Below are 14338 nucleotides of genomic sequence, written 5' to 3'. Positions count from 1 at the left end.
CGGCAACAATGGCCGGCCGTGACGATCAACCCAGTTCGGCGATGCGCTTGGCGATGTGCGCCAGCGCCTCCTCCACCTGGTCGATCAGGATCAGGCACAGGTCGCCGTTGCCGAGCTTGCCCAGCGCGGTGTCGATGGCCAGGAACTCGCCGCGGATCTCGCACACCTCGCGGGTGCGCGGCGCGCCTTCGAGACCTTCGCGCAGCAGCGCCAGCACCTCGCCGTCGGCGCGGCCGCGCTGGCACTCGTCCTGATACAGCACCACCTCGTCGAAGACCTTGCCGAGGATGCGGGTCTGCTCGCGGATGTCCTCGTCGCGACGGTCGCCCGCGCCGCTGATGACCACCGAGCGACGCTTGGCCGGCATGCTCTCCACAGCCTGCACCAGCGCCAGGATCGCGTCCGGGTTGTGGCCGTAGTCGGCGATCAGGGTGGCGCCCTTGTAGTCGAACACGTTGAAGCGGCCCGGTGCGTTGGCGGCATCGTTCACAAAAGTGGCCATGCCCCTGCGGATGGTCTCCACATCCAGCCCCAGCGCCCAGCCGGCGGCCAGCGAGGCCATCGCGTTCTCGATCTGGAAGCCGATGGTGCCGTTGCGGGTGATCGGGATGCCGGCCAGGGACACGCGGAACTTCTCGCCGCCTTCAAAGGCCACGATGTCGCCGCCATCCACGAACACCACCTTGCGCCCCTGGGCGCGGTGGGTGGCCAGCACGTGGTTGGCCGGGTCCGCGGCAAAGAACATCACCGAGCCCGGGCAGGCGCCGGCCATCTTGACGACCATCGGGTCGGCCGCGTTGAGCACCGCGGTGCCGTGGGGTGCCACGTTCTGGACGATCACGCGCTTCACCACGGCGAGGTCTTCCACCGTGCTGATGTAGGACAGGCCCAGGTGGTCGCCCATGCCGATGTTGGTCACCACCGCCACGTCGCAGCGGTCGAAGGCGAGGCCTTCGCGGAGCACGCCGCCCCGGGCGGTCTCGAACACCGCGGCGTCCACGTCCGGGTGCAGCAGGATGTTGCGGGCGCTACGCGGGCCGGAGCAGTCGCCGGTGTCGATGCGCCGCTTGCCCACGTACACGCCGTCGGAGTTGGTCATGCCCACGGTGTTGCCCGCCACGCCCAGCAGGTGGGCGGTGAGGCGCACGGTGGTCGTCTTGCCGTTGGTGCCGGCCACCGCCACCACCGGAATGCGACCGTTCTCGCCCGGCTTGAACATGTTGGCGACGATCGCCTCGCCCACCGGACGCCCCTTGCCGTACGAGGGCTGGAGGTGCATCCGCAGGCCAGGGGCGGCGTTGCATTCGACGATGCCGCCGCTCTGGGCCTCGAGGGGCTCGAGCACGTTCTCGCACACCACGTCCACGCCGCAGATGTCGAGGCCGATGTTCTTGGCCGCGGCGATGGCCCGCTCGGCAACCTCGGGATGCACATCGTCGGTCACGTCGGTGGCGGTGCCGCCGGTGGACAGGTTGGCGTTGTTGCGCAGGATCACCCGCTTGCCCTTGGGCGGCACGGATTCGGCGCTGAAGCCCTGCTTCTCGAGGGTGGCGATGGCGATCTCGTCGAAACGGATCTTGGTGAGGCTGGTGGCGTGGCCGGTGCCGCGGCGGGGATCGGCGTTCACCTTGTCGACCAGCTGGCGGATGGTGAGCTTGCCGTCGCCGATCACCAGCGGCGGCTCGCGACGAGCGGCGGCGATCAACTTGTCGCCGATGACGAGGAAGCGGTAGTCGTGACCGGGCAGGTAGCGCTCGACCATCACGTCGTCGCTGATCTCGTAGGCCACCTTGAAGGCGGCCTGGACTTCTTCCTTGGTGCGCAGCTTGACCGCCACGCCCTTGCCCTGGTTGCCGTCGCGGGGCTTGACCACCACCAGCCCGCCGATCTCGCGGGCGGCCAGCCAGGCGTCGTCGGCGTCGCTCACCGAGCGGCCCAGCGGCACCGGCACGCCGGCGGCGCGCAGCAAGGTCTTGGTGAGTTCCTTGTCCTGGGCGATGGCCTCGGCCACCGCGCTGGTCAGGTCGGTCTCGGCGGCCTGGATGCGGCGCTGCTTGCTGCCCCAGCCAAACTGCACGAGGCTGCCTTCGGTCAGGCGACGATACGGGATGCCCCGGGCCACGGCGGCCTGGACGATGGAGCCGGTGGAGGGCCCAAGGCGCACGTCCTCGTCGAGTTCCTGCAGGCGGGCCAGCGCCCCGGCCAGATCGAACACGCCCTCTTCGGTGGCCGCGGCCTTGATGAGTTCCATCGCCAGTTCGAAGGCGAGGCGGCCCACCTTTTCCTCGGTGTACTCCACCACCACCTGATAGACGCCCTTCTCGACGGTGGCCGAAGTGCGGCTGAAGGTCACCGGGCAGCCGGCGCAGGCCTGCAGGCCCAGCGCGGCAAGCTCCAGGGCCTGGGCCATGGAGATCGAGCCCTGGTGGCCGTCGGTCTCAAGGAAACCCATTTCAGGGAACAGGTTGCGCAGACGCGGCTCGTAGCCGGGAATCGAATCGATGTCACATTCGCTTTCGGTGCACGACACGATGGCTTCGATCGCGGTGTGCCGGCTCCACAAGTTGGGGCCGCGCAGCGCACGGATGCGGGAAACTTCCATGGATGACTATCCTTGTCTCTGTGTTCTGGCGGCCGCCAGCCCGGCGGCCGCATGTCTCGTAAGGCCGGCCGGGTTCAGTCGGCGCGCAGCGGCGCGGCGGGGTCGTAGGGCTTGACGCCGGCGCGGATGATCTCCGGCGCCACGCCCAGCGCCCAGGCCGCCGCGACGGAAGCCAGCAGGTTCGACAGCACGCCGGGCTGCTCGCCGGCACCGTTCGCCAGCATGGCGATGCGGGCCAGACGGGCCGCCGGCACTTCGTCGGCACCGGTGGCGAGGACGATCGCGCCGTCCTTCACGAACACCGCGCGCTTGCCTTCGGCGCGGGCGGCGACGATGGCCTCGTTGTTGCCATCCACCCCGTAGAGGATCACCTCGCCGTCGCACAGGGGCGCCATCTCCACCACCGCCGGGTCTTCGGCGTTGAGCACCGCCACGCCGTAGGAGAGCACCAGGTCGACCTGGGTGCGGAAGACGTTCCAGACCTTCTCGGCGGAGTCGATGTAGAACTCGCCGAAGTGCAGCTCGGGGTCGACGTTGGTGACCACGCCCACCAGGCAGCGGTCGTACACCGTGCCGTCGGCGAGGATGCTGCGGCAGCCGTTCTCGAACACCGCAGCCTCGACGGAGCGGTTCATCAGCACGCGCTCGGCGGCATCCCAGTTGGCGCCTTCGGGCGGCTCCACCTGACGGCCGTCGAGGAACACGCCCTCACTGCAGGCCAGCCCGGTGTACTGCCCCGACAGGCGCAGCAGGTGGGCGATCAGGCGGGCGACCGGGGTCTTGCCGCGGCTGCCGGTGACGCCGACCACCGGGATGCGGGAGTCCTCGTCCTTCTCGAACAGGTGCGCGACGATGGCCTCGCCCACCGGGCGCGGCTGGCCGACGGCCGGCTTGATGTGCATCAGCAGGCCCGGGCCGGCGTTGACCTCGACGATGGCGCCGCGCTGCACGTCCAGCGGCTTGGAGATGTCCTCGCACACCAGATCGATGCCGGCGATGTCGAGGCCGACGATGCGCGCCGCCAGACAGGCCAGCTCGGCGGTGTCGGGGTGCACCTCGTCGGTCACGTCGAAGGCCATGTTGCTGGTGCGCACGATCATCACCTCATGGCCTTCCGGCGGCACCGAGCTGCCGGTGAAGCCCTGGCGCTCGACTTCCATCTTCGCGGCCGGAAAGCGATCCAGGCTGATGACGTACAGCGGGAACTCGTGCTCGACGCCGCGGCGCGGGTCGGTGTTGATCTGGGTTTCGATGAGCTGGTCGATGGTGGACTTGCCATCGCCGATCACCGACACGGCCTCGCCCATGTTGGCGGCGACCATCTTGCCGCCCACCACCAGGATGCGGTGCTCGGTGCCCTTGATGAAGCGCTCGACCATCACCTCCGAGCCCTCGGCGGCAGCCAGCGGGAAGGCGGCGGCCACCTCTTCGGGGGTCATGATGTTGGTGAACACGCCGCGGGCGTGGTTGCCGTCGGTGGGCTTGACCACCACCGGGTAGCCGATGTCCTCGGCCGCCGCGATGGCCTCCTCGACGCTGGCGACCACCTCGCCCTCCGGCACCGGCACGCCGCACGACGAAAGCAGCCGCTTGGTGAGATCCTTCTCGCTGGCGATGCCTTCGGCGATGGCCGGGGTGCGGTCGGTCTCGGCCGTCCAGATGCGGCGCTGGCGGGCGCCGTAGCCCAACTGCACGAGGTTGGCCTCGGCCAGCAGGCGGATGTACGGGATGCGCCGGTCCTTGTCGGCCGCGGCCTCGACGATGCAGCGGGTGCTGGGGCCCAGCATGTAGTCGTCGATCAGGTCGCGCAGCCGGGCCACGGCGGCGTCCACGTCGTAGGGGCGATCCTCGATGGCGGCCATCAGCAGATCGCGCCCCATGTGGAGCGCGGCCAGCGACACGTCCTTCTGCCAGGCGCGGATCACCACCTTGTATACCCCGCGCTCGGAGGTCTCGCGGGCCTTGCCGAAGCCCCCCGGGATGCCGGCGAGGTTCTGCAGTTCGAGGGTGACGTGTTCGAGGATGTGGCCGGGCCAGGTGCCGTCGTGCAGGCGCTTCACGAAGCCGCCCCGCTCGCCGATGCTGCAGCGGTGCTCGATCAGCGTTGGCAACATCTTGGTGAGGCGGTCGGGCAGGCCGGGGATGACGTTGGACGGGCAATCTTCCAGGTCGTGAATATCGACCCAAGCTTCAAGAACCGAGCGGTAGGTCCAGATGTTCGGCCCGCGCAGGTGGAGGATTTTGAGGAAGTCGATCGTTTTGTTGGTCATGGGCAAGGAATGAGGATAACGAACGTGCAGGCTTGGCTTTCCGGTTCGGGCCTGATCCGGGCTTAACGCAGCAGCGGCCTGCCGGATTACCGACCGAAAAAATATTCGCAACCTGGGGCTGCCGCGCCCCACTGCGGGTATACGCGCTTGTAACGAGTCAGTAAACTTCGCTCGCAATTTTGCCCTACGCTGGCCGTTTGCTGTGGCCTTATCGCGTCTCCCACGATGAATTCCGAGTCCTCCCCCCGCGTCAACACCGCTCCTGCCTACTCCGACTATCTGGGGCCCGCCGTGCCCGAAGCCTGGCGCGCCCGTCTCGACGCCGCCCTCGGGCCCGACGAGAAGGTGCTCGCCAGCCTCGCCGTCGATCTCGACACCCGCCTGCAGTTTCGCAGCGGCCTGGTCGCGCTCACCTCGAAGCGGCTCATGGGCTGGGATCACGACGCGCAGGACTGGCGCTCCTGGGCGTTCCGCGACGGCATGCAGCTGCGCCACCGGGATCAGGCCGGCGTCGCCAGCCTCGACCTGATCGACGCCACCGCAAAACTCGACGGCTGGCGCTTCACCCTGGCCCTCGACCCGGCCGCCCATAATCTGGCCGACCGCTTCAAGGCCCAGCTCGAATGCGTGCTGGCAGGCCGCCAGCCGGCCCCGCCCGAACCCCTCACCTGCCCCACCTGCGACGCGCCGCTGCCCCCGGGCAGCGACGAATGCCCCACCTGCGCCCGGGAGATCCACACCCCGCCGTCCACCTGGACGCTGCTGCGCCTGTGGCGCTTCGCCCGGCCGTACAAGGGCCAGCTGCTGGCCGGCTTCATCCTCACCCTGCTGTCCACCGGCGCCACCCTGGTCCCGCCCTACCTCACCATGCCGCTGATGGACGAGGTGCTGATTCCTTTCCAGAACGGCGTGCCCATCGACACCCACAAGGTCATGATGCTGCTCGGCGGCCTGTTCGCCGCGGCGCTGGTGGCCTGGAGCCTGGGCTGGGCCAAGACCTACATCCTCGCCCTGGCCAGCGAACGCATCGGCGCCGACCTGCGCATCACCACCTACGAGCACCTCCAGGGCCTGTCGCTCGAATACTTCGGCGGCAAGCGCACCGGCGACCTCATGTCCCGGATCGGCGCCGAGACCGACCGGATCACCCTGTTCCTGTCGCTGCAGCTGCTGGATTTCGCCACCGACGTGCTGATGATCACCATGACCGCGGCGATCCTCATCTCGATCAACCCGTGGCTGGCGCTGGTCACCCTGGTGCCGCTGCCCTTCATCGCCTGGCTGATCCACGCCGTGCGCGACCGCCTGCGCTACGGCTTCGAGCAGGTCGACCGGGTGTGGTCGGAGGTCACCAGCGTGCTCGCCGACACCATCCCCGGCATCCGCGTGGTCAAGGCCTTCGCCCAGGAGAAGCGCGAGGTCAATCGCTTCAAGGACGCCAACATGCACAACCTGCAGGTGAACGACCGGGTCAATCGCGTGTGGTCGGTGTTCTCGCCCACCGTCACCCTCGCCACCGAAGTCGGCCTGCTCATCGTGTGGGGCTTCGGCATCTGGCTGGTGGCCGGCAAATCGATCACCGTCGGCGTGCTCACCGCCTTCCTCACCTACATCTCGCGCTTCTACACCCGGCTGGATTCCATGAGCCGCATCGTGTCCTTCACCCAGAAGGCCGCCGCCGGCGCCAAGCGCATCTTCGACATCCTCGACCACGTCTCCAGCGTGCCCGAGCCCGCCAAGCCCCAGCACCTGCCCGCCGTCACCGGCGCCATCGAGTGCCGCAAGGTCGGCTTCCGCCACGGCAACCGCACCATCCTGCGGGGCGTCGACCTGTCGATCCAGCCCGGCGAGATGATCGGTCTGGTGGGCCACTCCGGCTCGGGCAAGAGCACCCTGGTCAACCTGATCTGCCGCTTCTACGACGTGACCGACGGCTCGATCCGCATCGAAGGCATCGACGTGCGCGCGGTGCCGGTGTCGGAATATCGCCGCAACATCGGCCTGGTGCTCCAGGAGCCCTTCCTGTTCTTCGGCACCATCGCCGAGAACATCGCCTACGGCAAGCCCGACGCCAGCCGCGAGGAGATCGTCGCCGCCGCCCGCGCGGCCCACGCCCACGACTTCATCATGCGCCTGCCCCACGGCTACGACTCGCTGGTGGGCGAGCGCGGCCAGGCGCTGTCCGGCGGCGAGCGTCAGCGCATCAGCATCGCCCGCGCGCTGCTGATCGACCCGCGCATCCTGATCCTCGACGAAGCCACCTCGGCCGTGGATACCGAAACCGAGATGGAGATCCAGGCCGCGCTCGAAAACCTCATCCGCGGCCGCACCACCATCGCCATCGCTCACCGCCTGTCCACCCTGCGCAAGGCCGACCGGCTGGTGGTGCTCGACCGCGGCCAGATCGTCGAGATCGGCAACCACGACGCGCTGATGGAAAAACAGGGCGCCTACTTCCGCCTCTACGAAGCCCAGACCCGCAAGCTCGACGATGTCGCCATCGGCGGCGACAAGCCCATCGTCCCGCCGCACCGCGAACACGCCAACGCCTGAGGCCCGCCATGACCCACGCCATCACCCTCGAACGCAACAGCTTCGGCCAGCTCGTCTTTGTGGCGCCGGACGGCACCCGCCAGCAGGTCAACCCGGTCCGCTCCTTCCCCATCGCCGCGCCCACCGAAGGCATCGGCCTCGTCAATGCCGACGGCGAGGAGGTCGCCTGGGTCACCCGCATCGCCGATCTGTCGCCGGCCAGCCGCGAGGTGCTCGAAGCCGACCTGGCCGGCCGCGAGTTCATGCCGGTGATCGAGCGCATCCGCTCGGTTTCCAGCTTCGCCACCCCCAGCACCTGGGAGGTGGACACCGACCGCGGCCCCACCAGCCTGGTGCTCAAGGGCGAAGAGGACATTCGCCGACTGGTGCGCCCGGCGCTGCTCATCGCCGACAGCCGCGGCATCCACTTCCTGATCCGCGACCGCTACGCCCTCGACGCCCACAGCAAGAAGATGCTCGACCGCTTCCTGTAAGCAGCCACCGACCCGGACCTCGCGCCCCTCAGAAGCGCGTCGTCCACACCCCCTTCAGCAGGTAGCGCTCCGGCGTCTCCTTGAAGCCCTGGCCCACGCCCAGGTGCACCGCCCCCGCCCGCGTCTCGAACTCCGTCACCAGATACACCGTCCGGTCGCCCTCCCCCGGCCGCAGGCGATTGACCCGCCCACCGTCGGTGTACGCCTCGACCCCCCACGCGAAAGCCTCGGACACCTTGTAGAGCGCCTTCAGATCCAGGTTCAGATCGGGCGAGCGGGGGCTCCCCTCGCGGCCCCAGCCCCACATCAGGTGCGGGTTTGCGGTCAGCCGGACCCGCTCGCCGTCGAAGCCGACGATGCCGCGGAACTCCGCCCCCCGCGGATCGCGCACGTAGCGACGGGCGTTGATGTCGTACTCGGCGTTGAAACCGTAGAACCACCCCTCGCCGGCCTGGCGGATGTGCTTGAGCCGGAACATGATGGCCGACGCGCCCCAGGCCCCGTTGTCCGACACCTCGCTATCCACGCCGCCGCGCATCACCGGCAGATGCAGCCCCGCCTCCCAGCCCGGCGCCAGCCCGGTGGCGAACTCGGCCATCAGGTAGGTCAGCCGGTGTGCCGGCCAGGTGCCGTCGTCGGAGCGCCGCTGCCCGTGCCAGGCATGATTGGCGTGGATCGAAGCGACCAGCTCGTCCCGGTCGGCGAGATCGGCCTCGTGGACCATGATCTCCGGATCGGCCGCCGCCATCCCCGGCAGACACCCCAGCAGCACCCCCAGGGCAAGGCGCCAAGCGCATTTCAACATCCGGTTCAGTCCTGTGATTGCGTTACAGTAATGATAATCATTGTCAAGACGATGACACTGAGCCAGATCAAAAGCGCGAAAAGGGATGCCGCTGCAAAAATGCCTGCAAACGCAAAAAGGGACTGCATTTCTGCAGTCCCTTTTACGTTCTGGCGCGCCCGGCAGGATTCGAACCCACGACCCCTTGGTTCGTAGCCAAGTACTCTATCCAACTGAGCTACGGGCGCTAAACTCACATTTTGCCGCTAACGCGGCGGAGAGGCTTGCCCTCCTTCCAGTTGAAAAGAGCCGCATCGAAGCGACCCGTTTTCAACGTCTCAAACCAGCGGTGAAACTGGCGCGCCCGGCAGGATTCGAACCCACGACCCCTTGGTTCGTAGCCAAGTACTCTATCCAACTGAGCTACGGGCGCAACTGAGAGATCGAGATTATACACACCCTTTCAGAAATTGGAAGCCCTTCGATGAAATTGGCTGCATTTCGTCGAAGTCTGTCCGCGGCCGCACTTCGAGCCGGCCCGCCGGTGGGCAATAATCGATGCTTTCAAACCCCGTCGAGCCCCCATAACAATGAAAACCCTGCGCATCAACGACACGGATCTGGAGATCGTCCGCCTCGTCTCGGCCCACCCCCGCCCCGGCGCGCCGGCCATCGTCTTCCTGCACGAAGGGCTCGGCTCGATCTCCATGTGGCGGGATTTCCCCCAGCGGATCGCCGATGCCACCGGCTGCGAGGCCGTCGTGTATTCCCGCTACGGCTACGGCCGCTCCACCCCTCGCCGGGGCGAGGCCCGCACGCCGCGCTACATGCACGACGAGGCGCTGGTGGCCCTGCCGGCGCTGCTGGACGCCCTGGCGCTGGAAGCCCCCTTCCTCTTCGGCCACAGCGACGGCGGCAGCATCTCGCTCATCAACGCCGGCGGCACCGCCCGCGCGCTGTCGGGCGTGATCGCGATGGCGCCCCACGTGCTGGTGGAGGACGTGACCGTCGCCGGCATCCGCCAGGCCGGCGAGGCGTGGACGAGCACCAACCTGCCCGCCCGCCTAGGCAAGCATCATCTGGATGTGGACTCGGTGTTCATGTCGTGGCTCGACATCTGGCTGAGCCCGGCCTTCCGCGACTGGAACATCGAGGAATACCTGCCGGCCGTCCGCTGCCCGATCCTGGCGATCCAGGGCGAAGACGACGAGTACGGCACGATGGATCAGCTCGACCGCATCGCCCGGCAGGCGCGGGACGTGGATCTGGTGAAGCTGGCCGACTGCCGCCACTCGCCCCACAAAGACCAGCCCGACGCGGTGATCGAGGCCGTGGCCGGCTTTGTGGCGCGCATCCTCGACGCCCGCGAATCGGCCTAGAAGGCCATCCACCAGTCGCCGTGAATGTCCGGCAGATCGCAGATGGCCTCGATCTCGTTGATCGAGTTGCGGGCCAGGATCACCTGATCGGCAATGCACAGGAAGGCATCGACGACGCGCGGGTCGAACTGCTCGCCCCGCCGCTCGACGATCATCGCCAGCGCCTGTTCGTCCGACACCGCCTTGCGATAGCAGCGATCCATGGTGAGCGAGTCGAAGAAATCCGCCAGCCCCACGATCCGCCCGGCCAGGGGGATCGCGTCGCCCGCCAGCCCGAGGGGATAGCCGGCGCCGCTGAAATGCTCGTGGTGGGAGATCGCGATCTCGGCGGCCATGTCCATCAGCGGCGACGGAAAGGCCGACAGGATGCCGGCGCCGATGCGCGAGTGCTCGCGCACCAGCTTCCACTCGTCGATGGTCAGCGCCCCGGGCTTCGACAGGATGCTCTCGTGGATGCCGATCTTGCCGATGTCGTGGAGCTGGGCGGCGTCGCAGATCGTCTCGCAGTACTGCTCGGTGCAGCCCAGGGCCTCGGCGATCATCCCCGCGATCACGCCGATCCGTCGCATGTGCTGGCCGCCCTCGCCGTCTTTGTGCTCGGCGGCCTTCGCCAGCTGGAACATGGCGTTCTGGTTCGAGACCGCCAGCGCCCGCACCGCCTCGTCGCGCTGGGCGCGTAGCTGCTGCACCTCGCCGGAGAGGCGCTTGAGGTGGATCTGGGCGTCGGCCTTCTCGCGCTGCTCCCGCTCCAGGCGCCGGCCCAGTTCGTCGACCCCGAGAACCAGATCATTGCCACGGCCGCACTCCAGGGGCGCCGAGTGATAAAGATCACTGTGATGGGTTGGCATGGTGGTCTCCTCCTTCAGGATTGGACGACGCCTGCGCCGGCGGCGCGTGGGGGGCGATGCGGTTGGTTCATGGTCGGTTTCAAGCGAACGGGGCTTTGAGTGAATTACGGACCATTCTATTTAATTTGTTATTTTTACTATTTTAGATGTTTCCGATAATTATGTAGGAAATTTCCTTATGTTGAAGCCTTGCGTGCGCTTCGTCACAAAAAGACAGGCGCAAGCCCGGCGCGGGTTTCGGCGGGGACAAGAAAAAGGAGGGCCGCAGCCCTCCTGTCAAAATTGAAAAATTTCTTGCGTCACTCGTGGCGCAGGGCGTCGATGGGATCGAGCCGGGCCGCCCGCCGGGCCGGCACATAACCGAACACCACGCCGATCGCCGCCGAAAAGAAGAAGGCCAGCAGGTTGATGCCCGGGCTGAAGAGGAAAGGCATGTGCATCAGGGCGGCGAGCCCGATGCAGGTGACCAGCGCCAGCACGATGCCCACCAGCCCGCCGAAGGCCGACAGCACCACCGCCTCGATCAGGAACTGCAGCAGCACCTCGCCTTCCAGCGCGCCGATGGCCAGCCGGATGCCGATCTCCCGGGTACGCTCTGTGACCGACACCAGCATGATGTTCATGATCCCGATGCCGCCCACCAGCAGGCTCACCGCCGCCACCGCGCCAAGCAGCCCGGTCATGGTTCGGATGGTGCCCGACAGGGTCTCGGCGATCTGGCGGGTATCCATGATGTTGAAGTTGTCGGCGTCGTTCGCGGCCAGCTTGCGGCGCTCGCGCAGCAGCCCGCGGATCTGGGCCATCACCGCCGGGGTGTCGGCGCCGTCCTTCAGGGCGATCATCACCGTCGAGATGTCCAGGCTGCCGGTGATGCGCCGCTGGACGGTGCCGATGGGCATCAGCACGATGTCGTCCTGATCCATGCCCATCGCCCCCTGCCCCTTCGAGGCCAGCAGGCCCACCACCTGGCAGGTGAAGGTCTTCACCCGGATCTCGTCGCCCAGCGGGCTGCGGCTGCCGAACAGCTCCCGCCGCACGGTCTCGCCGACGATGCACACGGCCTTGCCGGCGCGCTCCTCGTCGTCGAGGAAGGCCCGGCCGGCCGCCAGCTTCCAGTTGCCCGCCGCCAGATAGGCGTTGGTGGTGCCGCTCACCGTCGCCGACCAGTTGTTGTTGCCGGCCACCAGGGTGACCGAGCTGCCCACCACCGGCGCCACCTCCTGCAGGCCGCTCACCTGAGTGCGGATCGCCTCCACGTCGGCCTTGCGGAAGTTGGGCGCGCCTGCGCTGTCGCGTCCCGGGCCCAGGCGCTGGCCGGGCCGCACCATCAGCAGGTTGCTGCCCAGGCTCGAGATCTGCTCCGACACCATCCGCGTGGCGCCATTGCCCAGCGTCACCATGGTAATCACCGCCGCCACCCCGATCACGATCCCCAGCACGGTGAGGAAGGAGCGCATCAGGTTGCGGCGGATCTCCCGCAGGGCCAGCAGCAGCGCGCTCAGGAGCATGGCGCGGCCTCCCCGGCAAGGCCGGTGCGCAGCTCGTCGCTGGCCACCTTGCCATCCACGAATCGTACCACCCGGCGGGCGTACCCCGCCATGTCGGGCTCGTGGGTGACCATGATGACGGTGATGCCCTGGTCGCGGTTGAGGGCCACCAGCAGCGCCATGATCTCGTGGCTGCGCTGGCTATCTAGGTTGCCGGTGGGCTCGTCGGCCAGCAGCACCAGCGGGTTGGTGACGATCGCCCGGGCGATGGCCACCCGCTGCTGCTGGCCGCCGGAAAGCTCGGCCGGGGTGTGGCTCTCCCAGCCCGCCAGGCCCACCCGCGCCAGGGCCGCGCGGCCCGCCGCGTGGCGCGCCTCGGCCGGCTCGCCCCGGTAGAGCAGCGGCAGCTCCACGTTCTCCTGGGCCGACGTGCGCGCCAGCAGGTTGAAGCCCTGAAAAACGAAACCCAGGCAATGCCGTCGCAGCAGCGCCCGCTGGTTGCGCTCCAGCGCCTCCACGTGCAGGCCCCTGAAACGGTACTCGCCCGACGTGGGCGTATCCAGGCAGCCCAGGATGTTCATCGCCGTGGATTTTCCCGACCCGCTCGGCCCCATCACCGCCACGAACTCGCCCGCCTCGATGACCAGATCCACCCCCCGCAGGGCCTGGAAAGCCGCCTGCCCGCTGCCGTAGGTCTTGGTGATGCCGGTCAGCTCGATCAGCGGCGGTGCGCCGGCGGCGCTCATTTCTTCGCCTCCTGGTATTCGGTGACCACCGCCATGCCGGGCGTCAGCTCGCCACCCAGAATCTCGGTGAAGCGCCCGTTGCTCACACCGGTCTTCACCGGCACCGCGCGGGGCTCGGCGCCCTCCAGCACCCACACCTGCGGCGCGCCGGGGGCGGCCGTGGCGGAGGCGTGTTTTGCCTCGGACGGCGGGCGCGGCAGCAGGCTGGACACCAGGCTCCGCTCGGCCTTCGGCCCGGCCTTGGGGGGCACGAAACGCAGTGCGGCGTTGGGCACCAGCAGGGCGTTGTCGCGCTGGGCGGTGACGATGGTGGCGGTGGCGGTCATCCCGGGGCGCAGGGCCAGGTCGTCGTTGCTTACCGTGAGCACGGTTTTATAGGTCACCACGTTGTCGGTGATCGTCGAACCCAGCCCGACCCGCTCAAGGGTGGCCGGAAAGTTGCGGCCCGGCCACGCCGCCACGGTGAAGCTGGCCGGCTGACCCAGCTTCACCGTGCCCACGTCGGCCTCGTCCACCTTCACCTGCAGCTCCATCCGGGCCAGATCCTCGGCCAGGGTGAACAGCACCGGAATCGTCATCGCCGCCACCACCGTCTGGCCCGGCTCCACCTTGCGGGTGAGCACCACACCATCCACCGGCGAGCGGATCGTGCCCTTCGAGAGATTGGTCTCGTCGGTCTTGAGCACCGCCTCGGCCTGCACCACCGCGGCCCGGGCGCTGGCCTCGTTGGCGATGGCCCGGGCCAGCGTCGCCTCGGCGGTCTCCAGCTCGGTGCGCGCCGGCACCTTGCCCCCCGAGAGTTCGGCCACCTGACGCATCCGCGACAGGGACGCCTTCGCTTCGGCCACCGTCGCCCGGGCCTGGGCCACCGCCGCGTTGGCCGCTGCCAGCGCCGCGCGGCTCTTGGCCACCGCGTCGCGCAGCTTGGCGGTGTCGAGCTGGGCCAGGAGCTGGCCCTTCTTCACCCGGTCGTTCTCCTGGGCCAGCACGGTGGCCAGGGTGCCGGACTGCTCGCTGCCCACGTCCACCGACTTGGTGGGCTGCAGGGTACCGGTGGCCGACACCGTCACCGTCAAGGTGCCCCGGCTGACCGTCTCGGTCACGTAGCGCCCCGCGGCCCCCGCGTCGCCCCCGCCGATGAACGCCAGCGCCGCCAGCACGGCGGCCGCGCCCCCCCCCACGAGCAGCCCCCCCCC

The 14338-nt window shown here is 68.4% G+C and carries 10 protein-coding genes and 2 tRNA genes; 3 read left to right on the top strand and 9 right to left on the bottom strand.

Translation table 11 applies throughout. The features are described from left to right. Nucleotides 1–25: 25 nt before the first annotated feature. Nucleotides 26–2602, bottom strand: a complete 2577-nt coding sequence (cphA, locus tag ACE3N6_RS00060; protein ID WP_374243114.1) for a cyanophycin synthetase — start codon at nt 2600–2602, stop codon at nt 26–28. 74 nt (nt 2603–2676) lie between these two features. After that, nucleotides 2677–4872: a cyanophycin synthetase gene (cphA, locus tag ACE3N6_RS00055; RefSeq protein WP_374243113.1), complete on the bottom strand. Its 2196-nt coding sequence runs from the start codon at nt 4870–4872 to the stop codon at nt 2677–2679. Nucleotides 4873–5097: 225 nt separating this feature from the next. Here cphA (ACE3N6_RS00055) and ACE3N6_RS00050 point away from each other — a divergent pair, with 225 nt between their 5' ends. After that, nucleotides 5098–7425: an ABC transporter ATP-binding protein gene (locus ACE3N6_RS00050; RefSeq protein WP_374243112.1), complete on the top strand. Its 2328-nt coding sequence runs from the start codon at nt 5098–5100 to the stop codon at nt 7423–7425. A gap of 8 nt (nt 7426–7433) precedes the next feature. Beyond that, a complete protein-coding gene (locus ACE3N6_RS00045) occupies nt 7434–7898 on the top strand; it encodes a DUF1854 domain-containing protein (RefSeq protein WP_374243111.1) in 465 nt (154 codons plus the stop codon). Nucleotides 7899–7926: 28 nt separating this feature from the next. Here ACE3N6_RS00045 and ACE3N6_RS00040 read toward each other — a convergent pair whose 3' ends face one another. From ACE3N6_RS00040 to ACE3N6_RS00030, 3 genes are all read right to left on the bottom strand, one after another. Beyond that, nucleotides 7927–8703 (bottom strand): hypothetical protein, encoded by a 777-nt coding sequence (locus tag ACE3N6_RS00040; RefSeq protein WP_374243110.1) that lies wholly within the window; start codon nt 8701–8703, stop codon nt 7927–7929. Nucleotides 8704–8853: 150 nt separating this feature from the next. After that, nucleotides 8854–8930, bottom strand: a tRNA-Arg gene (locus ACE3N6_RS00035). 108 nt (nt 8931–9038) lie between these two features. Beyond that, nucleotides 9039–9115: transfer RNA gene (locus ACE3N6_RS00030), tRNA-Arg, on the bottom strand. Nucleotides 9116–9272: 157 nt separating this feature from the next. On the opposite strand from ACE3N6_RS00030, the gene ACE3N6_RS00025 reads away from it, so the two are divergent. Beyond that, entirely contained in the window at nt 9273–10061 is a 789-nt protein-coding gene (locus ACE3N6_RS00025) for an alpha/beta fold hydrolase (protein ID WP_374243109.1), read from the top strand. Here the strand turns inward: ACE3N6_RS00025 and ACE3N6_RS00020 are convergent. The 4 genes from ACE3N6_RS00020 to ACE3N6_RS00005 all read right to left on the bottom strand — a co-directional run. Beyond that, complete coding sequence (locus tag ACE3N6_RS00020; RefSeq protein ID WP_374243108.1) at nt 10058–10909, bottom strand: HD-GYP domain-containing protein; 852 nt, start codon at nt 10907–10909, stop codon at nt 10058–10060. The genes ACE3N6_RS00025 and ACE3N6_RS00020 overlap by 4 nt on opposite strands. A gap of 299 nt (nt 10910–11208) precedes the next feature. Continuing rightward, nucleotides 11209–12417, bottom strand: coding sequence for an ABC transporter permease (locus tag ACE3N6_RS00015; RefSeq protein ID WP_374243107.1), 1209 nt, complete (start codon nt 12415–12417; stop codon nt 11209–11211). Further along, on the bottom strand, nt 12408–13142 hold the full coding sequence (locus ACE3N6_RS00010) for an ABC transporter ATP-binding protein (protein WP_374243106.1): 735 nt from the start codon (nt 13140–13142) through the stop codon (nt 12408–12410). The genes ACE3N6_RS00015 and ACE3N6_RS00010 overlap by 10 nt, the downstream gene beginning before the upstream one ends. Then, a partial coding sequence (locus ACE3N6_RS00005) for an efflux RND transporter periplasmic adaptor subunit (protein ID WP_374243105.1) occupies nt 13139–14338 on the bottom strand: 1200 nt, incomplete at its 5' end. The genes ACE3N6_RS00005 and ACE3N6_RS00010, both read right to left, overlap by 4 nt.

The sequence above is a fragment of the Zoogloea sp. genome (genome assembly GCF_041904905.1).
GTDB lineage: Bacteria > Pseudomonadota > Gammaproteobacteria > Burkholderiales > Rhodocyclaceae > Zoogloea.
Note: the sequence above shows the minus strand (reverse complement) of the source record. Positions and strands in the feature narration are given on the sequence as shown.